Origin of the sequence: Enterococcus sp. DIV1767, from assembly GCF_050542585.1 — a bacterium.
Taxonomy (GTDB): domain Bacteria; phylum Bacillota; class Bacilli; order Lactobacillales; family Enterococcaceae; genus Enterococcus_D; species Enterococcus_D innesii.
The window spans coordinates 3,429,473-3,455,000 of the sequence record NZ_CP172936.1; the positions used below are offsets into that span (position 1 = coordinate 3,429,473).

The following is a 25,528-nucleotide window of genomic DNA, read 5'->3' on the forward strand; positions in this document are numbered from 1 at the left end:
AGGAGAAGTGTTGGACACTTCAACTCGTCACAATTCCTACGTTCGCATGATCGAAACAGGTACGAAGGGTTTAGAGTACTCTCATTCTCAGCCTTTGCAGACTCCCCTTTGTGATTAGATTCTATTTTATTTTTTGCTTGCGTTTCGCAAGTCACTTTCAAGAATACCATAAATTGGTGAAAAGAAACATGACTGCGATCGTTTTTTCTAAAAACATCCTGAAACTCCTCAGAAAAAAACAGCCAATGAGGGGCTAAAGACCGACCATTGGCTGTTGTTCTCATGCATATGAGACACGATTAAATTGATAATTTTGATTCAAACAGTGGACTTACTGGTTTGTTCTCATGGATTCGTTTGATCGCTTCGCCCATCAAGGCACCGACACTGATCTCATCGATTTTTTTCGACTTGCGGTCTTCTGGCAAGTGAATCGAATCTGTCACAACTAGATGCTCAATGGCCGAATCTTCGATCCGTTCCAAGGCAGGTCCTGACAAGACAGGGTGGGTACATGAGGCGTAAACACTTTTAGCTCCTGCTTGTTTCAACGCGTTCGCAGCCAATGTGATGGTACCCGCAGTATCGATCATATCGTCGATCAAGACACAAGTTTTGCCTTCAACATGACCAATGATATTCATGACTTCCGCTACGTTGGCTTTCGGACGACGTTTGTCGATGATCGCGATTGGTGACTTAAGAAACTCAGCTAATTTGCGGGCACGAGTCACGCCACCGTGGTCTGGTGAAACAACGACGACATCATCGCCTTGAATGCCTCTTTCCAAGAAGTAGTTGGCGATCAATGGTGCACCCATCAAGTGGTCAACGGGGATATCAAAGAACCCTTGAATCTGTGAGGCATGCAAATCCAGTGTAACCATGCGGTTCGCACCGGCTTTTTCGATCATGTTTGCTACAAGTTTTGCGGTGATTGGTTCTCTTGATCGCGCTTTGCGGTCTTGTCTTGCATAACCATAATAAGGCATTACTACATTGATCGTCTTCGCACTGGCGCGCTTCAAAGCATCGATCATGATCAGCAATTCCATTAGGTTATCGTTTACAGGGCTGCTGGTTGATTGAATCACGTAGACGTGGGCACCACGAATACTTTCTTCAATATTCACTTGGATTTCACCATCGCTAAATTGTTTGACTGAACACTTACCTAATTCAACACCTACTGCAGCTGCGATTTTTTCCGCCAAAGGACGATTTGAGTTCAGAGAAAAAATCTTCAATCTTGGATCAAAATAATGATTTGACATGAGAACCTCCACTTTCTTTGCGTTCATCTAGAAAAAAATGACTCCTTTTTACTAGAATCTTCTTCCTAATAAATAGTAGTCATTTTTCCTTAAGAAATCAAGTCATTTCGCTATTTCTAATTTAGATAAGGTAACTTTTTCGCGTAATCCGCTTTATTTTCCTGACGGGCGCGGGCAATCGCCATACTGTGTTTAGGAACATCTTTGGTGATCGTTGAGCCAGCAGCGATCATCGTTTCCTCTTCGATGGTCAATGGCGCAACTAGATTGGAGCCAGAGCCGATAAAGCAATTGTCGCCGACAGTCGTTTTGAATTTGCTCTTGCCGTCATAATTAACAAAGACTACGCCGCAGCCGACATTGATGTTTTTGCCTAGGGTCGCATCGCCAACATAAGACAAGTGTCCGACTTTGGTGCCTTCACCAATCGTCGCATTTTTGACCTCCACAAAGTTCCCGATATGGGCATGGGCCAAAATTTCCGCATGGGGACGAAGATGGGCATTGGGACCGACATCAGCGCCATCATGAATGATGCTCTCCTCGATCGTCGATGCCTTGATCGTCACTTGGTTGCCGATCTTGCTGTCTTCAATTTCAGAAGCTGCCGTAATGACACAATCTTCTCCGATCGTCGTCTTCCCTTTGATGATCACACCGGCTTCGATCAAGGTATCTGAACCGATCACAACGCCTTCGTCGATATAAGTCGTCGCCGGGTCGATCAAGGTCACGCCGTTTTGCATGTGCTGACGGTTGATCCGTTGGCGCATCAAGCGATTGGCTTCGGCTAAGGCGATGCGGTCGTTGACCCCTAAAGATTCATGGAAATCTTCGGTTTGATAAGCAGCGATGATTTTGCCGTCTTCCTTTAAGATCTCGATAATATCAGTCAAGTAGTACTCCCCTTGGGCATTGTCCGTATCTAATTTTGCCAAGGCGTCAAATAGCAATTCATTGTCGAAGCAATACGTGCCTGTATTGATTTCTTGGATCAGCGCTTCTTCGGTCGACGCATCTTTTTGCTCAACGATTTTCTCCACGATACCGACATGATCCCGTACGATCCGGCCATAGCCCGTTGGATCTGCCGCTTGTGCCGTCAAGATCGTCGCCGATGCATTTTTCCCTTGATGGTAATCGAACAAGTTATCCAAGGTTTCCGTCGTCAATAACGGTGTATCCCCACTGATTACTAAGGTCGTGCCTTTTTTGCCTTTTAAAAATGATTCGGCTTGAACGACAGCGTGACCGGTACCTAATTGTTCGGCTTGTAAGGCATAATTGGTGCGATCCCCCAGTTGCTCTTTAACCATTTCCGCCCCGTGACCAACGATCGTCACGATCTCTTCAGGATTTGTTTCCACCACTCGGTTCATGATGTGCTCCACCATTGGCTTACCGCAAACCGGATGTAACACTTTATATAACTTCGATTTCATGCGCGTGCCTTTTCCAGCCGCTAAAATTATTGCAAAACGTGCGTCCACGTATTCCACTCCTATCAATCTGAAGGATTTTTATTCATTGAATTTCCTATAAACAGTTTAGCCCAAGTACTTGTAAATTTCAACGATTTAAGGAATCGCCACCTAGACCAATCAAAAAAAGACTGGCAGCCGCCGTTTTAAAAACAGCTGCTTGCGCCAGTCTAAGAGCCACAAAAATCAGGCTTTTTTCTCAAAATAATTTCCCGGTACTACCGAGATCGTTTTGGTCTGGGTATCGACATCTTCAACATAAAGCAGAGAGCTGTAATCGCTGATGGCCCGCTTGCCTTTGAATTTCGTTTCGGCAAAAACCGTAATACCGACTAATTCGGCCTCAAATTCTTCAATCAAGCTCTTCATCCCATTGACCGTGCCGCCGCCTTTCATAAAGTCATCAACCACCAATACTCTAGAGCCGCGCTTTAAGCTGCGTTTGGATAATTCCATTTTTTCGATGCGCTCTGAAGAACCAGAGACATAATTGACACTCACGGTCGAGCCTTCAGTGATCTTGGAATCACGACGCACGATCACGAAGGGAACATTCAAGTAGTAAGAGACTGCTTGAGCGATCGGCACTCCTTTAGTAGCAACGGTCATCACCGCATCGATTTGTTCGCCTAAATATTTGGAAGCGATGATGCGGCCGACTTGGCGCAGCAATTCCGGTTCGCCTAATAAGTCAGATAGATAAACATAGCCGCCAGGCAACAAACGGTCTTGCTCAGACAAGCGTTCTGCCAGCCCTTCGACGTACGCATACGCTTCTTCTTCAGAAATTTCAGGCACAAAAAAAACACCGCCAGCAGCGCCTGGCACGGTATCAAGAATGCCTGTTCCTCGTTCTTTAAAGGTCTTTTTGATAATAGATAAATCTTCGCTAATCGATGATTTTGCAGAGGCATATCGTTTAGAAAAGAAGGACAATGAAATCAATTCATGGGGATGATTCAACAAGTAATGTGTCATATCGATCAGTCGTTCACTTCGACGTATTTTCACACCGGACAACTCCTTTAGTTTATTCGCCTTATTATAAGGCTTTTTCGGGATAAATGCGAGCATTATCTGAAATATTGCTTATATTGTTCGGTTTTGATTAGAGTTTAAAAAAAAGAAACGAAAATTCTTCGTTTCTTTTTCATAAAGCCCTTTATTTGAGGCGCTGTTTTCGTTGCACGAGGATCACGATGCGTTTGATCAAATTGATCACTAAGAAAAGAGCGATAAAAACCAGCGTGATCGTCGCTCCCGGTGGTGTGTCCAAATAAAAGGAACTGGTCAAACCAGACATCATCCCAATCATGCCGATCACGACACTGATCAAAATCACCGCGTTGAAGCTCTTGCCTAAACGCATACTGATGGCAGCTGGTAAAACCATGATCGCAGAGATCAACAATGCACCCGCAATCGGGATCATCATGGCGATTGCCACCCCCGTCAAGACATTAAAGAGCATCGACATCACTCGCACAGGCAAGCCATCGACATGTGCGGTATCTTCATCAAAGGTCAAGATGTACATGGGCCGTTTGAATAAGAAAAATAAAGCAAAAACGACTAAAAACAAAAAGCCTAAGATCCAGACTTGTTCTTGTGTGATCGTAACGATCGACCCAAACAAATACGATTGGATACTCGTTGCGGAGTTTCCACCGCTAAGGTTCATCAGTACGAGGGCTAACGCTAAACCGCCGGACATCAAAATGGCGATCGAGATCTCTGAATAACTGCGGTACAGTGTTCGCAAGTATTCCAAAATGATTGCGGCAATGACTACGATCAATAGCGTCGTCAAACTGGGATTTAGATTTAGAAAGAAGCCTAGTGCCACCCCTGCTAAAGAGACATGGGACAGCGTATCAGCCATCAATGACTGTCGTCGAATCACCAGAAAGACCCCTAGCATTGGTGCGATACCAGCAATAAAAATCGCCGCAAGAAAAGCTCTTCTCATGAATTCATATGAAAGCAGCGCCATGGTGAATCCTCCTTCCGCACTAAACGGATCTGACGGTCCGCATATTCTTTGATATCTTCGTGATCATGGGTGATCATCAAAATCGACTTGCCGTGGTCATGAGCATTGTGTCGCAGCAGTTCATAAAACAGATTGCGGGATTGTTCATCCATCCCCGTGGTTGGTTCATCTAAAATAAATAAATCAGGATCCGTGGCAAAGACCCGTGCCAAGCTGATCCGTTGTTTTTGGCCACCGGACAACTCACCGATCCGTTTATGACGCACGTCCCACATCCCGACGGCATCTAATGCACGGCGGACATGTTCATGGTCTCGTTTCGTCAGTCGCTTGAACCAGCGGTCTCTTGGGTAGCGGCCTGATTGGACCAATTCCAAAACGGTGCTGGGAAATCCCACATTAAAGGAAGCAATCTGCTGAGGAATGTAGCCGATGCTTAATTTTTCACCAGCGGCATTCTTGGTCGCCAAGGTGACTGCTCCTTTAGAAGGTTTCAACAAACCAAGGGTTGCTTTGATCAAAGTAGATTTTGCCGCCCCATTTTCGCCGGTCAAAATCACGAATTCGCCGTCTTCGACAAAGTAGGAAATATCTTCCAAGACGGGCTCATCATCATAATAAAAGGTCAAATCTTTTACATCGATATAACGCACGCAGGCGCCTCCTTAGTGAATACTTTTTTGTAATGCTGCCAAATTGTCTTCCATTACAGACAGGTATGTTTCGCCGTTATCCATCTGCGCTTGCGTCAAGCTTTCTAATGGATTCAAGACCGCCAGCTCCACTCCTGTTTCAGAGGCTAAGGTCTCAGCCACCTTCGATGACGCGTTTTCTTCAAAATAGATAACTTTGACTTGCTTTTCTTCTACATATTCTTTCAGTTCAGCCAACCGACTTGGCGTTGGTTCTTGATCGGGTGAAATGCCCGAAATCGATTCTTCGACTAAATTATACTGCCGTGCCAAATAGCCAAAGGCTGCGTGCTGCGTAACGAAGGTCCGCTGAGTCGCATCCTTTAACGCCGCTTGGTAGGCTTCATCTAAAGCAGAAAGTTTTTCGATATAGGCAGCCGCATTTTCCGTGAAGGTTGCCTTTTGCTCAGGAAACTTCGCAATCAGGTCATCGCGGATCGTTTCTACTTCTTGGATCGCTAAGACTGGATCGGTCCAAACATGAGGGTCATACGTATGATCATGGCCTTCATGGCTGTCTTCATCCTCGTGACCATGCTCTTCCTCTGTGCCTTCCACCAACTGAATGTTTTTGGCCGCTTCGATCACGGCTGTTTGCTCAGGATCGACGGAATCCGTCAAACTAGCGACCCAAGTTTCTAGCTCAGGACTATTGTAGACAAAGGCATCTGCATCCATAATTTTGGTCATATCTTTGGCACTTGGCTCATAGTCGTGAGGTTCGGTTCCTGCAGGGATCAACAAGGAGACCTCTGCTGCATCGCCTACGACTTCTTTCGTAAATTCGTACATTGGATAAAACGTCGTGACGATCGACAGCTTCTCGGTGTCACTCGATTGACTTGTCGCTTCTTGCTGCCCGCAAGCGCCAAGAAGCACGCCCCCTAAAAGGAGTGCTGTAGTAAGTAAGATTTTTTTCATCGGGACTTCCCCTTCCATTTGCTGGCTCATCTTTTTATTTTAAAACGGAACAACTCCGTTTTGTTAGCAAAAGTTACTCTATCAAATGATTTCCGGTTCGTCAAGACAAATCGTACGTTTTACGATTTAAAACTTTTATTTCGAGATAAATCGGAAAACATAGGAGATAACGTTCATTTGAAGCGGATTCTTCTCTCAGAAACTTAGTTATATTTTACACCATTCGCCATGCGCCCCTACTGTGTCAGCTTGAAAAATTAGAGAGTATGTAGGATAATGATCTAAAAGCACTTGGAGGAAACGAAGATGAACGAATTTGTAACTGTGCCGCCAACTGTAACCAACAGTGAACTGCTGAATCGAATCGATTTACCGGAAGATCCTGCATCGCAACAAACCGAAGAAATCCGCAAAGCGATCGACAAATCATTGTACGAAGAAGACAAAAAGAAAAAATCCGCAAAGCAGCAGCACCAAAAAGAATAGCCTTTGCTTTACGTAAAGATTCAGACCCCGACGCCTTTTTTTCGTCGGGGACTTTTGTGTAGGGCAGCTTCTAGATGCTTCCTCCCTACCTCAGCTGCCTTTTTCTTCGCTATATGACTGATTTTTATCGAAGGAACGAAAAAACACAGGCACTTCCTGCCTGTGTCCTTGACTCATTCATTTCAATGTACGTACAAGATAAACCTCGTCACAGAACCCTTTTAAGGCATTGTAGACCCGCTGTGCCCGTGAATATTTTTGACAAAGAGCAAAAACAGTCGGTCCGCTGCCGGTCATCAAGGCAACATCGGCACCATATTTCATCATGCGATCTTTGATCTGTTGGACGATCGGATATTTGGGGATCGTGATGGCTTCTAGGCTATTGCCCATGGCAGCGATCATAGCCGAGTAGTCTTCGGCTAAGACGGCGGCAGACAATGCTGCGATATCTGGATGGTGCAGTTGGTCTAGCTCGACTTCTTGAAAGATTTTCCCCGTTGAAACACTCAGACGAGGTTTGACTAAGATGACCCAACATTGCGGCATCGGCCGCAGCGGCGTCACTAGCTCCCCCTTTCCTGCAATATGAGCAGTGGTCCCATACAGACAATAGGGAACATCGGTACCAACTTCCATACCAATATCGATCAGCTCTGCCATGGAAAGATCCAAGTCCCAAAGGCGAACCATCCCCCGCAGCGCTGCCGCACAATCCGTACTGCCACCCCCTAACCCAGCTGCCACCGGGATATTCTTGGTGATGCGAATGCGGATGCCTTTTTTGATACCATAGCGTTTTTTTAAAATACTGGCGGCCTGATAGACATTATTGCGTTTATCGATCGGTAAAAAAGCTTTGTTGGTTTCTACAATGATCTTATCTTCTGCTATCTCTTCCATTATCAGACGGTCGGCTAGATCAACACTAGACATCACCATTTCCAACTCATGGTAACCGTCTGTTCTTTTCTCTATCACATCGAGACCGAGGTTGATCTTAGCTGGCGCTTTTTCAATAATCTCCATCTTCATTCATCCAATCATCTGATAGTTATTTAGTTCTATCATAGCAGATTCTTATAAGATAGTTGAGTGATTTCTCTTGTTTTTGTGATTGTTGCCATTTTGGTTGCCCTTTGGCTTGGTTCCTCGTAAAATAGAGGTACCAACTCAATAGATAAAAGAAAGCGGGGGAACCACATGGCAAATTTGATTCCAAGAGATTTAGCAGGCGGCGAAGAACTATTAGGCAAATTAATGAACAGTTTTTGGCAAGAACGGCAAATGAACACGGACATTAAAGAGTACGAAGACAAGTATCTCGTTCAAGCAGATTTACCCGGCATCAAGAAAGAAAACATCCGCGTCAGTTACGTCAACAATACCTTGACGATTTCAGCGGCTCAAACAGAGACCACTGAAACCGAGGATGATTTCGGACATTATTTGCGCAAAGAACGCTCTAGCAGTGCCTATCAACGGACCTTCACCATCACAGACATTGATGAAGAGTCCATTAAAGCAGTGTTTGAAGACGGCGTTTTGACCCTGACCTTACCGAAAGCTAGCTACAAAGACGCACCCGCAAAAAATATTCCGATCGAATAACCGAGATACCAAAAAGGCAGTCCCTTCAGAGAACGCTCTGGGGGGAACTGCCTTTTCTTATTTGCGTGCTTGTCGTCGATATGCCTGTCTTGAGGTCTGTGGTTCTTCTTCGGAGACCTCTTTTTTGACGTACAATTTCAAACTGTACGGTTCATGGTATTTGACATCGTTTTTGACAAAGTCACCGCCAGTGATAAATAAGCCCACTGGCTCTAAAGGTTGCTTGCCGGTCCATTGAATCGTGCCGACTTTCGTCATCTCCGTGTAGCTGGTCCCGATCTGCAATACGTACTCGTTTTTCCCTTGCTGTTTGACAAAATAGTAAGGGTACAAAGTATTTTTCGGGATCGTAAAGCCGTTGGATGACGGTTTGATCGCCAATTCTTCTTGAGCGATCAAGGTCTGCAAATGATTCGCCAATACTAGCTGATAGTCTTCTTCAAAATCGATCACCGCTTTTTCAGTCGTCAAACGATCAATGTCGGTGGTGCTGATAGTTTCCCCTTCAATATTGAAGACTTCATCCGGCAAGACTTTGACAAAGGTCTGAGTGACATCGAACTTCAGGTTTTTATTCAAGAAATAATAGAAGATATTCAGTACCCAGAAATAGACTAAGACCAAAAAGCCGATCGTATAAAGGATCGCTTGAAAATAGTTTTGGTTCGCAAACATTCCATAGACGATCCGCAAAATATACGCCGTTGGAATGATACTGAGGATGGTATAGGCGCGATTCAAGTATTTGGGACTGATGTCAAGATAGCCCAAAAATTTGTGGATGCCGTTGATTAAATCTAAAATAAGCGTCATTTTCTCACCTACTCATTTCCTTGATTCTCATCCATGATCACTTGCTGATCTGGCGTGGTTTCTTCACTTGAAGAAGGCGTTTCTTGATTGTTTTCCGGTGTCGTCGGTGAAACACTCTCATCGCTTGATGGTGTCGTTTCTGTCGGCACCGAAGAAGACGGGGTCGTTTCTGGTGTTACTACTTCACTGCTGGATGACGGTGTTGTCTGCTGGTCATCGTTCGTCGGTTGTGAGTCCGTGCTAGCAGGTGTTTGATTTTGACTGTCCTCCGTTATCGAAGACGGTGTGCTTTCACTTGGTGCTTGTTCGGTCGTTTCTGTCGTTTCCGTCGCACGACTTGGTTGGCGATAACTGCCTGAATTCACCACGCCGGTAGCAGTGGCAATGATCGTTGATATCGTTAAAAGTGCAATTGGTTTTAAAATAGGCGGGACTTTTCGCATGATTCTCATCCTTTTCTTACCCGATTCTGCCCATTGGCAGTCTCGGTTCCTTCAGCCTCTTCTTACCTTTATAATCGTTTCTGACAAAAGGGTCAAGATTCCCGAGGCTTCTGTCGCAGGATTTAAAAAAAACTAAACATGTAACTGTTTTCACAAAAAATAACGACGACAGTTGCCGCCGCTACACAAGGTATTCATAAAACTTTTCAAAGGTCAGGTGCAACGTGCCATGGTAATCCCGTAAAAGGGCGGGCAATGCGATCACTTCTTCATGTTGGATCGGGGCATCGATTTGGATCACCGCTTCTTCCTCATCCAGATAATAAGAACTAAACAGTTCATCATCAGCGACTTCTTCTAGCTGATTGGTCAGCTCCTCATAAAACTTTTCTACGATCGGTTCTGCCAACTCATCAAAGACTGGCTGCAAGGCTGCTTCTACATCTGGAAAAGGCTGCGCGAGTAATTGCTGTCCGCTGAGGGAATGGCGGGTATTCTCATAGGTCAAATAAAGCAGGTCGAAATAATCCTCTTCTTCCCCGATCGCTTCTAGCGTCAAAAGGGCTTTTTCTACCAATGAAACCAAGGCCGAGGATACTTCCTGATGCATCACCGCATCAACTTTTTCAAATAATTGCTGTTTCTCGATGACAAATGTTTCTTCCATAAAAGTGAATTCCGCTTTTTCAAAGCAAAAGGGGGTATCAGAGATAAATAGTTGGATCGTTGCCATGACGTTGCCTTCTTTCTTTTTCAAGCTGCGGACAAACAGATGATTTGTCAACAGCGAAAATCTTCGTTAGCATAAATAATAGCAGGTGAACAAATTGTTCATCAAGTAATAAGGAGGAGATCGAATGAGTAAAGTTGCTGTTATTGTCACTGATCTAGTTGAAGATGTTGAGTTGACGTCACCCAAAGAAGCACTGGAAGCGGCTGGACACGAAGTAGTCGTTATTAGTAATGAAGGCGCCGAGACCGTCGAAGGCAAACAAGGTGGAACATTTCCCGTCGATGCGGCCATCGATACGATCGATCCCGCCAGTTTTGATGCTTTGTTGATCCCAGGCGGTTTCTCCCCTGACCAATTACGAACCGATGAGCGCTATGTGTCATTGACGAAAGACTTTTTGACATCTGATCGTCCCGTCTTTGCCATTTGCCACGGGCCACAACTGTTTATCCAAACAGGACTGACGAAAGATTTGACCTTGACGGCTTATGATTCTGTGCGACCAGATTTAGCCTACGCAGGGGCCACCGTCAAAGATGAGCCCGTCGTGATCGACGAAACTTATCGGTTGATCACCAGTCGGAACCCAGATGACCTAGATGCCTTCAATCAAGCGATTACTGAGGCATTGAACTAACCGCGAATAAGACGTGGTTTCTTTGATAGAAAAAAAAGCCGCCAGTTGCAGCGTTCGATCCTTCGTATCGATCGAGCTGCAGCTGAGCGGTTTTTTCTTGCGTAGCTTTTCGGTTTTCAGTGAATGGCTCGTTTCCCGTTACTCGTCAGAAGGCAACTCAAAACCATCGAAAGTCTCGCCATCATAGTAGCGCAATAATTCTTCCGTCGATAATAAGGAAGACGTCATTTCTTCCTGCGCCTCATTGACCTCTCGAAGTTGGGCAAGGTAAGCCGCGTAGGCTTCTGCCAACTGCCGATAAACAGCTTGCCGCGAAGTTCCTTCCCCTTGGATCGTCGGCAATTCACGGATAAAGGCCCGATAGACGGGACGGTTTTCCTGCCATTCGATCGGCAACTCAATTACTTGAAGCTGGGCTTCTTCAAACCATCGTTCCATTGCTCTCCCTCATTTCTTTTCTTATTATCGTCAAGTTGGCAGCAAAGGTCAATCGGTGAGCAAAAAAACACAGAACAAGCGCTGAAAGAAATTGACCTATCCGCAAAAGCTCACTTGTTGGGCTAGCTTTTACGGATGCGGCAATTTATCTGCTTGCTCTGTGTGTTACTCGTTTTTATGCGGCAACATACGCATATTTTTCAATGTTTTGTCGGATCGTTTCAATCATGTCTTCATCTTGCAAGCCAGTGATTTCTGCAATGACTTCCGGTAGTGACTTTTCATCCAAAAGTGCTTGTAACTGTTGGCTTTGCTCATCTTCAGGGTCTTTGTAGTTGAAGATCATGCCGATCGTTTCATAGAGATGATCTGGCTGCATGTTGCGTTTTTCTAACTCAAGGACTGGTCGAATAAAGCGTTCTTCGGTTCCTAATTTGCGGACAGGTGTCCGTGCCACCCGTGTGATGGCATCGGAAATGTGTTTGTTTTTAAAGCGTTGGATGATTTTTTCGATATACCGTTCATGTTCTTCAGGATCAAAAGCCCATTTCTCAATTAAAAGCCGCCCAGTTTCTTCGAGAACGGATTTTAATTGGATCACCACTAAATGGTCCTGCATCGCTTCATCGATCGTCTGATAGCCTTGGAGGGCACCTGTGTACGCTACCGTGGCATGACCCGTATTGACACTGAATAATTTCCGTTCAATATACGGTTCCAGATCCGCCACATAATGGACCCCTTGCAGATGGATCGAGGATTTCATCCCTGTCTCTTGGATCACCCATTCGCAGAAGGGTTCTACTTGAACGAATAAGGGATCATCATGGTGCTGCAGCGGTACGATGCGGTCCACCGCTGCATCTGGAAAACCAACCGTCGCTTCCAATGCTGACCAATCCGCAACGTATTTTTGCACTTCGCTTTTTAAAAAGGTCGATCCGCCGATCATGTTCTCACAGGCGATCACATCAATGGCTGGCTTGTCTGGGTGTTGCTGACGTGCTTCTAAGCCTTTGGCGATCAGCTCAGCGATATGCGGCAAAATGTTGGGACCAATGGCGGTCGTAAGGATGTCTGCCTCGGCGATCGCTTGGATCACCGCTTCTGGTTCTTTGGCATTGTTCAATCCCGTCACATGCTCAATGTGGATCTGTTCTTGGGTCTCATCGGCTAATTCGATGGTATACCCTTGTCTTGCTTTTAAGGCGTCAATGATCGTTTCATTGACATCAATAAATGTGATTTCAAAGTTGTTGGCAGCCAATATCTCGCCGATAAAGCCGCGACCAATATTACCTGCACCAAAGTGAACTGCCTTCATGTCTTGTCTCCTCCTTAAATCCTTATGCCACGGTCAAACTTTGGGCGATTTCTTCTTTATCTAAGGCATCCGCCAATTCGACAACGTTATCGATATCGCTGCAAAAGAGGGCGATTTGTTGGACCAATTGCAGATGATCTTCTCCTTTGCCCGCGATGCCGAAAAGGACGGTGACGATTTTTTCTTCGTCCGCGGTACCGAAATTCACGCCATCCGGTACTTGCACGATACAGATACCTGATTTTTTGACGTATTTTTTGGCTTCATCCGTACCGTGAGGAATCGCAATAAAGTTCCCCATATAGACTGAGAGCATCTCGTCACGCTCAAGCATGGCATCGATGTATTCTTTTTCCACACAGCCTGCCGCCAGCAGTTTTTCGCCGCAGTAACGAATGGCTTCTTCTTTGGTCGCAAATTGTTTGTTCAATTCAATCATGTCTTTTTCTAATACTTGCATTCGGCTCATCCTTTCTTAATTCGCTGCTTTGATCGATGCCACGATCCGTTGATAGTTCGTCGTTCCCATCAAATTATTGACGGATAGATGGATCGCTTCTGGCGCTGAGTTTTGCGCTTGCGGCGTTAAGGCTTCTTTCGTGATCACCAATGAAGAGGCGTTGGCATGGAGATCATTGATATGGCTTTTTCTGATCGGCATCGTCAGAGCTTCTTTGGCTAAAAGATCTTGAAAGACTTTCTGAGCCATCGTTGCCGAACCTTTGCGGTCATCGTGGGCCAAAATGATTTCACTGACTTGCTTAAGGTCATTGGCGGAAGGAACATCTGCCTGGTTGCCTGCTTCAGACTTTTTTGCTGACTCCCCCGCTGTCTTAGTCCCTGACAATGTGGCTACGATTTCATCGTACCGTGGAGAGTTCAGGAAATTCTCAACCGCAACGAAGGTCGCATTTGGCGCTTTTTGTTTGGCACGTTCTTGCAATTCTTCTTGAGTGACGATCAATGTATTGGCATCGTCCGTCAAATTGTTGATGGCGGAATTCGAGACATTTTGTGGAAGACCGGCTTCTTTGACTTTTTTACGTAAGATCGATGCCCCCATAGCACTGGAGCCCATGCCTGCATCACATGCGAAGATGATACGATTGATGCCAGTCATTGGTTGAGCCGCCAAGCCTTTAGCGCTGAGTTTTGCTGCTTGCGTTTGTTGTACTTTTTCTTCAAAATTATCCACTGTATCCTTCGCATCCGCTTTCAAAATTGCGGCAGCGACGATAAAGGACACGCCTGCTCCTACGGCAATTCCGGCTAAGACAGAAACGACACTCATCACCGAGTTGAATGGCGTCATTGCTAAGATCGCAATGATCGAACCTGGTGAAGCAGGTGCCCGTAAGCCTGCACCTAACAATTGGAAGGTAAAGCTTCCTGATACACCGCCGGCAATCACTGCTAAGAACATCAATGGTTTCATCATGACGTATGGGAAGTAGATCTCATGGATCCCACCGATAAAGTGAATGATGATCGCTCCAGGTGCCGAAGATTTCGCTGCTCCTTTTCCGAAGAAAGTGAAGGCTAGCAAGACTCCTAAACCAGGTCCAGGATTGGCTTCTAACAAGTAAAGAATCGATTTCCCAAATTCGCTGACTTGCTCAGTACCTAGTGGCGTCAAAATTCCATGGTTGATGGCATTGTTTAAGAATAGGATTTTTGCTGGTTCAATAAAAATATTGGCTAATGGAATCAAGTGGGCATTGACGATCACTTCTACCCCTGCTGCCATTGCTTCTGTCAAGGTGTTAACAACTGGCCCGATTGCTACAAAGCCCAGTAATGCTAAAGCAAAACCGATCAAACCTGATGAAAAGTTGTTGACCAACATTTCAAAGCCAGCGCGAACTTTGTCTTGGAAGATCTCGTCAAATTTCTTGATGACCCAACCGCCTAAAGGACCCATGATCATTGCACCCAATAGCATTGGGATATCCGTTCCGACGATGACCCCCATCGTTGCGATCGCCCCAACCACGGCTCCGCGGTCACCAGCAATCACTTTCCCGCCAGTATACCCAATCAAGATTGGGATCAAATACGTTAGCATTGGACCGACCATCGTTGCAAAGGCTTCATTTGGTAAATACCCATCTGGAATAAATAATGCCGTTAATACACCCCATGCAATCAATGCGCCGATATTCGGCATCACCATACTCGACAATGTACTGCCTAATTTTTGAACTTTTGCTTTTACTGATGATTTGGCTGCTTTTTGTGTCTGTTCCATTTTTTTCTCTCCTCTCGTCTGCTTACACCCTTATTGTAGGCGCTTCCCAAAACGGTCGAAAGTCGTACTTTGGCACAAAAAACTGTGCCAAAACTTGTAGCCAAACGGATAGAACAAAAAAAGGCGAGCAGCCCCTGCACTCGCTTATTTTTGTTCTGTTTCACGTGGAGCATTTCTATCTGGTTTTTGCCAAAACACAAAAAAAAACGTGTACCCGCTCCTTCTACACAAGGTAGAAAGAGCGAGCACACGGAGGCAGCTCATTCACTCATTTCGTTCGCTGCTCTTGTTACAAGCCAGTCTGCTGCTGATTGCTTATTCTTCTGCCAGCAAAATCTGTTGGATCTCTTCAACCGATTCGGCATCACTCAGCGCCCGAACATTTTGCATATCGGAACAAAAAAAGGCGATTTCTTGCAAAACAGCTAATTGCTGCTCTTTTAGGACGACTACGAAAAGGATCGTAGCGATTTTGGGTTGCTCCTTCGTGCCGAAGTCGACGCCATCCGGCACTTGGATCAAAAAGAGCCCTTCTTCCTTGATCCATTGCTGGGCTTCTTCTTCCCCATGGGGCAATGCAACAAAGTTACCGATGTAAACACCTGTTTTTTGATGGCGCCGCAAAAGGCTTTTGACATAAGGTAAAGAGACGATCTCCTGGTTGACTAAATACTCGCCAATTTTTGTCAGGGCCTCTGTGGCATCGGTAAAGTGTTGATCCAACAAAATCCGCTCCTGTGGAATATACATCGCTGATCCCTCCTATTGTTTTACTTCTTCAATCAAGAGCGAAGAGAGTAACTGATAAATAATCGAATCATTGCCGGAATTAAAAATCTCCGTATTTAGATCATTCATAATGATCGAACCACTGATCTTCCCTAACATCTGAGAGCTTGTTTCATTGATAGGATACGGCGCCAGCATGACTAATAAACGGGTAACAGCGATTTCTTTTTTATCCATCGCTAAAAGCGGCAAAGGCTGTTTCAAATCGAAAATACGAAAAACAGGTTGCAGGATCGCCGAACTCGCCGCGTGAAACAAGGCAAAGTGAGTGTCAGGAATGCCCACTGGCGCTTGGAAGTAGCGTCTTAAGAGACGATCAACAACTTTCTCACGATCCAAAACAACATGTTCATCAAAAGACGTCAGCACCAGCTGCAACGTTTCTTCCAAGTCCGCTGGGTTATCAATGGTCTGCACTTGAAACAGCGCCAATAGCTGGTTAATAGCTTCGATAAAAGCCAAGACCGCTTCATAGGATTCCTCTTTGACCAAAGCAGAGGGCGCTTTTTTGGCGGAACGTTTTTTCTGACTAATGGCTTGGAAGGCCTTCTTCAACTCTTGAATGTCTTCTTCTAGCAGGATCGGTGAAACGAGTTTGTATTCTCCTTGATACCCTGGCAGCAATGAAGTCGAGATCACCAAGTCATAGGTCTCCTCGATATTTTCCCGTTTGACATCCCCCACTCGAAAGAAGGTGATTTGATTGATAAAGGGAAAATGTTTCCGCAGCTGCATCTCTAACAAACTGATGGAGGCTAATCCGCTAGGAGAGATCCCTGCAATATTGACTTCTAACACTTTCGGATTTTTTTCCAACGAATTGGCAAAATGCAGGACCATATAGGCGATTTCTTCTTCCGAGAACTGCTGCTGCGGAAAGACTTGCGGCAAATGATTGCGAATCCCGCTGGCGATCTCGACATACTGGTTCATGATTTTTTCTAGGATAGGGTTGTTCAAATGATCTTCTTCTAAAATCGCCCGCGTCATCACTCCTGAGATATGGGTCAGCAGCATTTTATACAAGTTCGTGTCTTCATAAAACGCCACTTCCGTTTGCTCACTGACCAATTCGATCAAGCGTTTCACGCGATAAGCCAAGTCAGTATCAAAATTGTCATCAAAAAAATCACGATCAAAGGAATTGGCAAAATCACCTAGTAACACGGCAAAAAAGACGATTTCGTTGATAGAATAAAGCAGTTTGGTCTTTTCGGCGATCTGAGCAAAAATCTTTTTCGCCACCTTCAGCAAGTCTTTGTTGATCTGACTCGGGTATGTCTCTTCTTCCACCGTGTAGCCCAAAGCTACCCGATCCATGGCTAGCGCCAGCATCAAGACGATAAAGGCCAATTTGCGGTCACTAAGTTCCTTAAACTGCGGCTCGATGGTTTCTCGAATCAGCCGCTGGGCTAGCAATAGATGGTCACGGGACAGAAATTGAAAAATAAACGGGGCTTCATCATCGGTTTCCAGTAAATGGAAAAATTGGTACTCATTGATCTCCATCACTAGTGTATTGGCTGTGAGCAACCGCCGATACTTTTCGGAGCCTTCGATCTCATACCCTTGATTGCGCACGATCCTTAACGGTAGCCGTGCGAGACTCTCTTCTAGCTGTTTGATGTCTGAAAAAAACGTCGTATTGCTGATTTGGTAACGCTCCAAGAAAAAATGACTAGATACAGGCTTCGTGGCGGTAGTCAGTTGCAGCAAAATACGATGTTGTCGCTCACTAGCCGCGAATTCTTGATCGGTATCTGCCATAATGGCTTCTTGCAATTGGCGAATGCTCGTTTCTGATGCAAAAATTTGGAAATGACCACGACCGACCTTCTCTAAGGTAGCTCCTACTGTTTCCAGCGATTTTTCTAGATTAGCCAGTTCACGGTACACCGTTCGTTTACTGACTTTTAAGACTTGCATCATGCGATCTAAAGAAACCGGACCGGTACTATTCATCAATTCCGTTAATAAAAGTGTTTCACGATTGGTCAAAAACATAGTCGACTCCTTCTGTCAGTAACTGACGATACGCATCTGTCGTCAATAAATCATCCACCACCAGTAAAGGAACATCTGGGATCGGGCACTTTTCTGCAAGTTCTTTCGGGAGAATATAGACTGCCGTAGGATCAAGAGCTTGTCCTTCATATGCCATTTTTTTGACGGTCAAAGACAGTGCTTGTTGGCGAGCCATTTTTCTTAATATCTCCACTGCCATCGTTTGTGAACCGCGTTTTTTTCCAGTATACAAAAAGATGATCGTTGAAAACCCTAGCGAATTTGCTGCTTCGATTTGTAGCGATTGTTGCGGATCCTGTTCTCTTCTTTGTAATTCTTGGATCAGCGGGGCATACTCATCTGCCGCCAAAAAATTATCTAACACATAATGCTGTGCGTGTGGTGTCTGCTTTTGGGCAATAGCTGCTAATTCCCGTTGGGTGATCACTAACAGCTTGGGATCATCCGTCACACGATAAATCGACTGATAGCGGACAGGAAACGTTAGCTGGGCTTCTTCTAACTCTTTCTTTAGTATGCTGGCACCGATTGCACTGGACCCCATCCCTGCGTCACAAGCCACGACGATTTCCGTAACTTTCTTCATTTTCGGCATCTTACGCTCCTCATTTTCTGTATTGGTCTTCCGTTTTAATAGCACACTAGCAATTGCAAACGATACGACCGTACTGACGACAATCCCAGCTAAGACACCTAGGATCATAGAAGCCGGTGTATTGAGCAAAATCGCCAAAATCGAGCCCGGGGACGCCGGTGCTCTCAAGCCTACTCCTAAAAATTGGAAGATCAGCGTACCGCTGAAACCACCAACGATCGGACCGAGCAACACCCAAGGATCGAGCAGAACAAACGGGAAATACACTTCATGAATCCCACCAATGGCCTGCACAAAAATGGATGCTGCGGCATTCGTTCGGTTTCGCTTTGAACCAAAGAAAAGATACGCCGCTAAGACCCCTAATCCCGGACCGGGGTTGGCCTCGATCAAAAATAAAACCGACTGACCGTTAACTGCCGCGGCTTCGATTCCTAGCGGCGTAAATAGTCCATGGTTGACAATATTATTAAAAAACAAAACCTTCAATGGTTCTACAATGATATGAATAAAGGGCAAGACGTTTTGCCGAACGAAATAATCAACGAGCTGATAGCTGCCGAGACTGAACCAATTAAAAAGCGGCGCCAATAGGAAATAACTACCTAAAAAAAGGAGTCCGCCAAGCGCACCTGCAATAAAATTGCGCACCAGCATCTCATAGCCACTTTTGACCTTACTAACGAACGAATCACTGCGATACAACAGCCAGCCTGCCAGTGGTCCCAGTAGCATCGCCCCAAAGACTTGGGGAATATCCGTTGCGAGAATAGCCCCTAAGACCGCCACTGCTCCTACGACCCCACCTCGCTCAGGTGCCAACATTTGCCCACCTGTATAAGCAATCATGAGGGGCAGCAACACAGTCAAGACCCCTTGTTCCATTTGCTGAATCACTTGTTGATCGACTGAAAAAAAAGGCAGCAGGAATGAAATCAGCATCCACGCAATAAAAATACTTAAATTCGGCATCATCATGCGAGAAAGATAATTCGTATAAAACTTAACCGTTATCATTTTTTCTCTGGAAGACGAGGTCTTGTTCATTTTATCCGCTTCCTTTCTCTTTTCTATTATAAGATGTTCTGGCAAGACTGAAAACAAAAAAAGCATACGTTTTTTTTTAACAAAAATCAAAAAAAGCTGACGTAAAACGCCAGCTTTTGAAATAGCTTCAATTGATTTAGTTTACGCGTACCGCGAAATCTGGTGAGTAATAAGAGTAACTGCTGACAGAAACACTTTGACCAGGTGTTGGTGCATGAATGTATTGTCCGTTACCCATAGCGATCGCCACGTGATGCGTGCTTCCACGGCTACCCCAGAATAACAGGTCGCCAGCTTTTGCTTCGTTGATCGAAATCACCGTACCGGAAAATTCTTGTGCGTAAGTTACCCGTGGTAATGAGATGCCAACTTTAGCAAATACATATTGTGTAAAGCCAGAACAGTCAAAGCCATCTGGTGTCGTACCACCCCAAACATAAGGGGTACCAATGTATTTCATTGCTTCTGCTACGATTGCTGAACCGTTGACCGTTTGTGCGGGTGCAGGAGTATTGCTTGCACCATTGCCGCTATTGTTCGATCCTTGGTTGTTATTGCTATTGTTATTGTTGGCAGGCGTCGATGGTGTCGTATTTGTTGAACCGCCACCTTGTGATGAACTGCCTTGCGTAGTATCAGTCGTCGTACTAGAATTTGTTGTGGAGCTTGATGTCGTTGAATTCGACGTTGAAGACTCGCTTGATGCTGCTTCCTGAGTAGTTGCTTCAGCTGCTGCCGCTTCTTGAGCCGCTGCTTCTTGTGCTGCTTGTTCACGAGCTGCTGCTGCCGCCGCTTCTTCTGCAGCGATGCGAGCTTGTTCTGCTTCGTATTCTTCTTTTTGTTTTTCTAAATCAGCTTTTTCATCTTCTTTCGATGCTTGTTGAACAGCCAATTCCGCTTGCAAAACATTTAAATCAGCTTGTTTGGCTTGTAGATCCCCTAATTGTGTTTCTAATTCAAATTGGTTCGCTGCGATTTCTGCCAATTTATCGTCGTTTTCCGCTTTTTTCGCTTCAACTGCTTCTTGGTCTGCCTTTTGTTGATCTACAAGATCTTTGTTAGCATTGACGATCGTCGTCATTGCTTGCACACGACCAATGGCATCGGTTAAAGAGTCAGCTTCTAATACTGCATCAATAAAGTTCGTGCTTTGTCCATTGACTTGAACATCACGGGCTTGTTTTTGGATCGCTTCTTCACGCTTTTCGATTCTGACTTTCAAATCGGCAATTTCTTGCTTCAACTTTTCAGAATCCGCACGCAAATCCCCTTGTTGTTGCAACAAAGCTTGGGCTTTTTCATTGATTGCAGCCACGTCGCTTTCAAGTGCTGCTACTTGTGACTGGATGCTTGCTTGCTGGTTTTGCAAGTCAGAGATTTCTTGATTTTTTTCTTCAATTTTATTGTCAAAATCTGATGCAAAGACAAGTGTCGGTGCTGCTGCAGAAGTAAGAACAATTGAACTTACTAACAAGAAAGATAAAATTCGCTTTTTCACTCTTCATTCCTCCGGCTGTTGCTTCCCCTAATATGGTTTTTTTATGTATAAATGCTTAAGAATACCTAAAGTCCTTCACGATAGTGTGATTGTAACACAGCCGTATGTCAGAGAGATAAAAGGAATATTACAAAAACATTTCAATCGCTGTTATTTTTATACCGTCAAAGGCAAAAAAAATGAAGCTATTCGTCTTTGAATAGCTTCATGAATGGAACGACTAAAAGGATAAACAAAATGATGTTCAATAAAAGCGTTGGTGCTAAAAAGCGGGAAACAAAGAATGACGTGCTAACTGATGCGATCTTAAATAGCAACTGGACGCCCAACGTCACAACTTCTAAGCTGGTAACAAAGATGATCATTCCGAAAAACATGGTAAATACATTTTGATAAAGCGTATTTTTCAAAATGTACATGATCCACACGATCAGAGGAAACGCCACCGTGTAGATGCCGATCACACCGACATAATACACGTCATAGAGGCAGCCGATCACCAGCGCCGTGGTAATCAAAAAGTTTTTCGGCAAATACTTTGCGCCACACAAAAGGGCGATCAGCAAAAGATGGGCACTGGCGATATAATTGTCTTGGGTCCATTTTTCCAAAAAACGCGTCAGTTGTCCATCTGCCAACATCATCAAAAAGAAGACGCCCGCTGCCAGGTATTTGATGTAGTCATGCTTTTTCATGGCTATTCCTCACCTGCCAAGCGTTTGATAATCGTTACTGCTTGAATATCATACATTTGGGCATACGGTTTTACAAATACTTGGGTATCAAGACCAAACTCATCTTTAGTGGTACGGATCACTGTTCCGATCGCTAAATCGGCGGGCGAGTTTCCTCCTAATCCAGAGGTCTGCACGACATCGCCTTCCTTCAGCTCATTGTCCCCCGTCAATTGGGTAATGACTAAGGAACGTTCTTTTTGATCGTAACTACTTAGGATCCCAAAATTTGACCCATCTTCGCCGCTGATTCGAACCGGATAGTGGTTGGAATTCTGGTTTTCAGAAGTCAAAAGTTCAATTTTAGAAGAAGCTGCATTGACCTCAATGACACGACCAATCAAGCCTTTTTGCGACATGACTGCCATGTTGACCTCAACGCCGTCTCTTGAGCCTCGATCCACGATCAGCATATCTTGCCAAGTATCCGGTGACCGATTGATGACATTGGCGGAGATCCGTTCATAATTCGTCAAGGTTGCATTCAGCTCTAGCTCTTCTTTCAAGGCATCGATTTCTCTTTGCGCATTGTCCTTCGCTTGTTCCAGTTCCTCAAAACTGTCCAATTTCTCTTTTAAACGTTCATTTTCTTCATAGGTCACAAACAAATTTTTGACTGAATTGGCACCATTTTCGATCCAACGAAAAGGAGCGGTAATCACTTTATCGATAAAGCCAACGGAGTCATTGACCGTAGATTGCACGGCATTGGTGGAGTTTCCCGCTGCTCGGCGGGCGATCGTCACGCTTAATACGGTGACAACTAAAATCACAATAATCAATGTGATGATAATATTTTTATTAGGATTAAACTTTTTCACAAAGACACCTCAAATAATTCCAAACTGTAGTTCCAATTTTACCATTAATGCCCTGCAAACAAAAGCTAAGTTGACCGTCTTAATGTTTTTTTTGTAATTAAGTTTCTGAAATTTTCAACAAAAAAAAGAGACGTTCCGTCTCTTAATCACAACTTTGAATGACTGCTATCATCCCGCTGCTAAAGGAAAAACCTGCTGTCTGTGTCAGAAATTCATTGCTGGCATAAGAAGTTGGGTACGGTACTTGGACGTTTTCTAATAAATACTTGCTGCCTGTTAACGTCAAATCTGTTACCGGCGTCAAACAGCAATACGCCAAATACTGCATTCCGGGTTCTTTTTCCAGTTGATAGGTGCCTGGTAAAAAGAACTGAACAACATTTTGACGATCTAAAAAACGCAGATTTGGGGCAAATGGACGAAACCGATCTTCTAAGGGCAGCCATAGATTGGCTAAAAGATGGTCGAGACGTCCCCCTGTTGCACCAATCAAGTCGATTTGCGCTTCTGGATAGCGGCGCAACGTCTCCACCAATGCCAATTGGGTATCTGTATCATCTTTTTCAGCAGGGGCTTGGATCACTGTCTTAACTTGTTGTTTGACCGCTTGCAGTTCTGCTACGGTCAGGGAGTCGAAATCACCGATTGCCAGATCGACTGGCCGTTGGTGCTGAAGCAAAAACAGGGCCCCACGATCAATTCCAATGTATTTATCATACGCCATCAACTGTGGCCAATTTTCAGGGCGCCCCCCTGCTGCTAACAAAATCTTCATTTATTGCAAAGCTTCTTTCAAGGCTCTGATTTGTGCTGCAGGTTCATCGGCATCGTAAATATAGCTTCCTGCTACGAAAACATTTGCACCTGCTTCCAGACAACGTTTGGCTGTCTCAGGAACGATCCCGCCATCTACCTCGATATCATAATGATAGCCTTTTTCTTCTTTTAAAGCAGCCAGCGCCGCAATTTTTTCCAGTGATTCTTCAATAAAGGATTGCCCACCAAACCCTGGATTGACCGTCATAACTAACACTTGATCACACATGGATAAAACATGTTCAATGGCTGAAACTGGTGTGCCTGGGTTGATGACGATTTCTGCTTTGACATTTTCTGCCACAATCATTTGGATCGCACGATGGATATGAGGTGTTGCTTCTGCGTGGATACCAATGATATCTGCTCCAGCTTCTGCGAAGGCATGGATATACTTTTCTGGCTCGGTGATCATTAGGTGAACATCCAACGGCAGTTTGGTAACTGGGCGAATCGCTTTAACGATGTTTGGGCCTAAGGTAATATTAGGGACGAAATGACCGTCCATCACGTCTACGTGAATGTAATCTGCGCCATGGCGCTCTACCAGCTCAATGTCTCTTTGAAGATTTGCAAAATCGGCACTTAAAATAGATGGTGCTAGTTTCATTATGCTTTTCCCTCACTTTTTCTTCTTTTTATAAACCGGACGTCGGTTTTCAATCTCTTCTAAAAATTGCACGTAATTCTTATAACGAGTCTCGGCGATCTCATTTGCTGCAACCCCCTGCTTAACTGCACAATCAGGTTCATTAAGGTGCATACATTCCCTAAAACGGCAGTTGGCAGCTACTGCTAAAAAATCAGGGAAGAGCTTTGGTAACTCTACTGCTTCGATTTCCAGAAAATCGATTGAACTAAAACCAGGCGTATCGGCAACCAATCCATCACAAATCGGCAAGAGCTCCACATGACGGGTCGTATGTTTCCCCCGTCCGAGAGATTCTGAGATCCCTCCTGTTTCCAATGCCAATTCCGGGACGATTCGATTCAATAGCGTAGACTTTCCAGCACCGGATTGCCCCATAAAGACGGTAATCCGCTCTGGGAAGTACCGTTGAAGTTCCAATAGATCTTCGCCTTCTGCTTTTGACGTGATCACGTGGTAGCCAATTGCTTGATAGGTCTCCTCAATTGCTTTCATTGCGGCAAGATCTTTCACAAGATCCGCTTTTGTCAAAAAGATGATCGGTTCGATCCCCTCATACTCTAACGTCACTAAAAAGCGATCCAATAGATTATAGGAGAAATTCGGCTCAACTAGACTTGTCACGACCACCCCTTGATCCACATTTGCGACTGGCGGTCGAACCAGCTCATTTTTTCGCGGCAAGATCTCTAAAAGATAACCGTCTGTTTGATTGCTGCTTTCAAAAATCACTTCATCCCCAACCAAAGGAGTGATTTTTCGATTCCGAAAATTTCCTCGAGCGCGGGTTTGAAAGATTTCATCTTCTGATGCCACATAATAAAATCCGCTTAGCGCTTTGATGATTTTTCCCTTCAAACAATTTCCTCCTCGTTTTTTACTATTGTATCATATTTTCAGGTCTTCTCACTGGCTGAAAACACAAAAAAAGCCTGAAGCGAATGCTTCAGGCATCAAAAAATCGGGAAGACAGGATTCGAACCTGCGACCCCTTGGTCCCAAACCAAGTGCTCTACCAAGCTGAGCTACTTCCCGATAATAAAAATGAAACAAATAAAAAGACTACGCGCCCAAGAGGAGTCGAACCCCTAACCTTTTGATCCGTAGTCAAACACTCTATCCAATTGAGCTATGGGCGCATATTATAAAATGCCGAGGACCGGAATCGAACCGGTACGGTGATCACTCACCGCAGGATTTTAAGTCCTGTGCGTCTGCCAGTTCCGCCACCCCGGCTGAAAATTGCTAAGGCAAAGCGGAAAACGGGGTTCGAACCCGCGACCCCCACCTTGGCAAGGTGGTGCTCTACCACTGAGCTATTTCCGCATATTCCTGATGCCGGCTAAAGGACTTGAACCCTCGACCCTCTGATTACAAATCAGATGCTCTACCAACTGAGCTAAGCCGGCAATGAAGTGCGGGTGAAGGGACTTGAACCCCCACGCCCGAAGGCGCTAGAT

At 44.9% G+C, this 25,528-nt stretch carries 26 protein-coding genes, 6 tRNA genes and 1 riboswitch (1 of these 33 only partly in view); of the genes, 3 read left to right on the forward strand and 29 right to left on the reverse strand.

The window, feature by feature from the left end; genetic code table 11:
• Positions 1-16: 16 nt before the first annotated feature.
• A riboswitch (TPP riboswitch) is annotated at positions 17-118 on the reverse strand.
• A 181-nt stretch (positions 119-299) separates the two neighbouring features.
• From IGI78_RS16160 to IGI78_RS16185, 6 genes are all read right to left on the reverse strand, one after another.
• Positions 300-1,274 (reverse strand): ribose-phosphate diphosphokinase, encoded by a 975-nt coding sequence (locus IGI78_RS16160; RefSeq protein WP_005230276.1) that lies wholly within the window; start codon positions 1,272-1,274, stop codon positions 300-302.
• Between the two features lie 116 nt (positions 1,275-1,390).
• Entirely contained in the window at positions 1,391-2,764 is a 1,374-nt protein-coding gene (glmU, locus tag IGI78_RS16165; RefSeq protein WP_195266427.1) for a bifunctional UDP-N-acetylglucosamine diphosphorylase/glucosamine-1-phosphate N-acetyltransferase GlmU, read from the reverse strand.
• Positions 2,765-2,941: 177 nt separating this feature from the next.
• Complete coding sequence (gene purR / locus IGI78_RS16170) at positions 2,942-3,766, reverse strand: pur operon repressor (protein WP_005230273.1); 825 nt, start codon at positions 3,764-3,766, stop codon at positions 2,942-2,944.
• Positions 3,767-3,917: 151 nt separating this feature from the next.
• Positions 3,918-4,748: a metal ABC transporter permease gene (locus tag IGI78_RS16175; protein ID WP_005230272.1), complete on the reverse strand. Its 831-nt coding sequence runs from the start codon at positions 4,746-4,748 to the stop codon at positions 3,918-3,920.
• A complete protein-coding gene (locus IGI78_RS16180; protein ID WP_005232967.1) occupies positions 4,721-5,401 on the reverse strand; it encodes a metal ABC transporter ATP-binding protein in 681 nt (226 codons plus the stop codon). The genes IGI78_RS16175 and IGI78_RS16180 overlap by 28 nt, the downstream gene beginning before the upstream one ends.
• Positions 5,402-5,413: 12 nt before the next feature.
• Positions 5,414-6,361, reverse strand: a complete 948-nt coding sequence (locus IGI78_RS16185) for a metal ABC transporter substrate-binding protein (protein ID WP_195266429.1) — start codon at positions 6,359-6,361, stop codon at positions 5,414-5,416.
• A 306-nt stretch (positions 6,362-6,667) separates the two neighbouring features.
• Here IGI78_RS16185 and IGI78_RS16190 point away from each other — a divergent pair, with 306 nt between their 5' ends.
• A complete protein-coding gene (locus IGI78_RS16190) occupies positions 6,668-6,847 on the forward strand; it encodes a hypothetical protein (RefSeq protein WP_081119209.1) in 180 nt (59 codons plus the stop codon).
• A 177-nt stretch (positions 6,848-7,024) separates the two neighbouring features.
• Here IGI78_RS16190 and ispE read toward each other — a convergent pair whose 3' ends face one another.
• Positions 7,025-7,876 carry a 4-(cytidine 5'-diphospho)-2-C-methyl-D-erythritol kinase gene (gene ispE / locus IGI78_RS16195; RefSeq protein ID WP_195266431.1) on the reverse strand — a complete coding sequence of 284 codons (852 nt, stop codon included), beginning with the start codon at positions 7,874-7,876 and terminating at the stop codon, positions 7,025-7,027.
• Positions 7,877-8,050: 174 nt separating this feature from the next.
• Between ispE and IGI78_RS16200 the strand changes: the two genes are divergently transcribed.
• Positions 8,051-8,458, forward strand: coding sequence for an Hsp20/alpha crystallin family protein (locus IGI78_RS16200; protein WP_077454126.1), 408 nt, complete (start codon positions 8,051-8,053; stop codon positions 8,456-8,458).
• Between the two features lie 57 nt (positions 8,459-8,515).
• Here IGI78_RS16200 and IGI78_RS16205 read toward each other — a convergent pair whose 3' ends face one another.
• The 3 genes from IGI78_RS16205 to IGI78_RS16215 all read right to left on the reverse strand — a co-directional run bounded on the left by IGI78_RS16205 (position 8,516) and on the right by IGI78_RS16215 (position 10,447).
• The gene (locus tag IGI78_RS16205) at positions 8,516-9,271 is read right to left on the reverse strand and encodes a DUF6681 family protein (protein WP_086291449.1); all 756 of its coding nucleotides are present in this window, start codon (positions 9,269-9,271) and stop codon (positions 8,516-8,518) included.
• Between the two features lie 8 nt (positions 9,272-9,279).
• Positions 9,280-9,714: a hypothetical protein gene (locus IGI78_RS16210; protein WP_077454124.1), complete on the reverse strand. Its 435-nt coding sequence runs from the start codon at positions 9,712-9,714 to the stop codon at positions 9,280-9,282.
• 181 nt (positions 9,715-9,895) lie between these two features.
• Entirely contained in the window at positions 9,896-10,447 is a 552-nt protein-coding gene (locus tag IGI78_RS16215) for a hypothetical protein (protein ID WP_195266433.1), read from the reverse strand.
• Between the two features lie 124 nt (positions 10,448-10,571).
• Between IGI78_RS16215 and IGI78_RS16220 the strand changes: the two genes are divergently transcribed.
• Positions 10,572-11,084, forward strand: a complete 513-nt coding sequence (locus IGI78_RS16220) for a type 1 glutamine amidotransferase domain-containing protein (RefSeq protein WP_142425192.1) — start codon at positions 10,572-10,574, stop codon at positions 11,082-11,084.
• Between the two features lie 138 nt (positions 11,085-11,222).
• Here IGI78_RS16220 and IGI78_RS16225 read toward each other — a convergent pair whose 3' ends face one another.
• The 19 genes from IGI78_RS16225 to IGI78_RS16315 all read right to left on the reverse strand — a co-directional run.
• Positions 11,223-11,522 (reverse strand): hypothetical protein, encoded by a 300-nt coding sequence (locus IGI78_RS16225; RefSeq protein ID WP_005232957.1) that lies wholly within the window; start codon positions 11,520-11,522, stop codon positions 11,223-11,225.
• Positions 11,523-11,697: 175 nt separating this feature from the next.
• Positions 11,698-12,846: a mannitol-1-phosphate 5-dehydrogenase gene (locus tag IGI78_RS16230; RefSeq protein ID WP_195266435.1), complete on the reverse strand. Its 1,149-nt coding sequence runs from the start codon at positions 12,844-12,846 to the stop codon at positions 11,698-11,700.
• 22 nt (positions 12,847-12,868) lie between these two features.
• Complete coding sequence (locus IGI78_RS16235) at positions 12,869-13,306, reverse strand: PTS sugar transporter subunit IIA (RefSeq protein ID WP_096741989.1); 438 nt, start codon at positions 13,304-13,306, stop codon at positions 12,869-12,871.
• A gap of 15 nt (positions 13,307-13,321) precedes the next feature.
• Positions 13,322-15,094, reverse strand: coding sequence for a PTS mannitol transporter subunit IICBA (locus IGI78_RS16240; RefSeq protein ID WP_142425191.1), 1,773 nt, complete (start codon positions 15,092-15,094; stop codon positions 13,322-13,324).
• Between the two features lie 315 nt (positions 15,095-15,409).
• Positions 15,410-15,844 (reverse strand): PTS sugar transporter subunit IIA, encoded by a 435-nt coding sequence (locus IGI78_RS16245; RefSeq protein WP_016612038.1) that lies wholly within the window; start codon positions 15,842-15,844, stop codon positions 15,410-15,412.
• Between the two features lie 12 nt (positions 15,845-15,856).
• Positions 15,857-17,887: a BglG family transcription antiterminator gene (locus tag IGI78_RS16250; protein WP_142963102.1), complete on the reverse strand. Its 2,031-nt coding sequence runs from the start codon at positions 17,885-17,887 to the stop codon at positions 15,857-15,859.
• Positions 17,868-19,616 carry a PTS sugar transporter gene (locus IGI78_RS16255; protein ID WP_142425188.1) on the reverse strand — a complete coding sequence of 583 codons (1,749 nt, stop codon included), beginning with the start codon at positions 19,614-19,616 and terminating at the stop codon, positions 17,868-17,870. The genes IGI78_RS16250 and IGI78_RS16255 overlap by 20 nt, the downstream gene beginning before the upstream one ends.
• Before the next feature lie 70 nt (positions 19,617-19,686).
• Positions 19,687-21,048 (reverse strand): NlpC/P60 family protein, encoded by a 1,362-nt coding sequence (locus IGI78_RS16260; RefSeq protein ID WP_195266437.1) that lies wholly within the window; start codon positions 21,046-21,048, stop codon positions 19,687-19,689.
• Positions 21,049-21,233: 185 nt separating this feature from the next.
• Positions 21,234-21,743, reverse strand: a complete 510-nt coding sequence (gene mreD, locus IGI78_RS16265; protein ID WP_005230239.1) for a rod shape-determining protein MreD — start codon at positions 21,741-21,743, stop codon at positions 21,234-21,236.
• Between the two features lie 2 nt (positions 21,744-21,745).
• On the reverse strand, positions 21,746-22,603 hold the full coding sequence (gene mreC / locus IGI78_RS16270; protein WP_077454117.1) for a rod shape-determining protein MreC: 858 nt from the start codon (positions 22,601-22,603) through the stop codon (positions 21,746-21,748).
• A 142-nt stretch (positions 22,604-22,745) separates the two neighbouring features.
• The gene (locus IGI78_RS16275; RefSeq protein ID WP_144771828.1) at positions 22,746-23,378 is read right to left on the reverse strand and encodes a thiamine diphosphokinase; all 633 of its coding nucleotides are present in this window, start codon (positions 23,376-23,378) and stop codon (positions 22,746-22,748) included.
• Positions 23,379-24,029, reverse strand: coding sequence for a ribulose-phosphate 3-epimerase (gene rpe, locus IGI78_RS16280; protein ID WP_034871943.1), 651 nt, complete (start codon positions 24,027-24,029; stop codon positions 23,379-23,381).
• 12 nt (positions 24,030-24,041) lie between these two features.
• Positions 24,042-24,926: a ribosome small subunit-dependent GTPase A gene (gene rsgA / locus IGI78_RS16285; protein ID WP_195266439.1), complete on the reverse strand. Its 885-nt coding sequence runs from the start codon at positions 24,924-24,926 to the stop codon at positions 24,042-24,044.
• Positions 24,927-25,029: 103 nt separating this feature from the next.
• A tRNA-Pro gene (locus tag IGI78_RS16290) sits at positions 25,030-25,103 on the reverse strand.
• Between the two features lie 30 nt (positions 25,104-25,133).
• Positions 25,134-25,207 (reverse strand) — tRNA-Arg (locus IGI78_RS16295).
• Between the two features lie 11 nt (positions 25,208-25,218).
• Positions 25,219-25,304: transfer RNA gene (locus IGI78_RS16300), tRNA-Leu, on the reverse strand.
• Positions 25,305-25,322: 18 nt separating this feature from the next.
• A tRNA-Gly gene (locus IGI78_RS16305) sits at positions 25,323-25,394 on the reverse strand.
• Positions 25,395-25,404: 10 nt separating this feature from the next.
• Positions 25,405-25,477 (reverse strand) — tRNA-Thr (locus IGI78_RS16310).
• Positions 25,478-25,484: 7 nt separating this feature from the next.
• A tRNA-Leu gene (locus tag IGI78_RS16315) sits at positions 25,485-25,528 on the reverse strand (it continues 38 nt past the right edge of the window).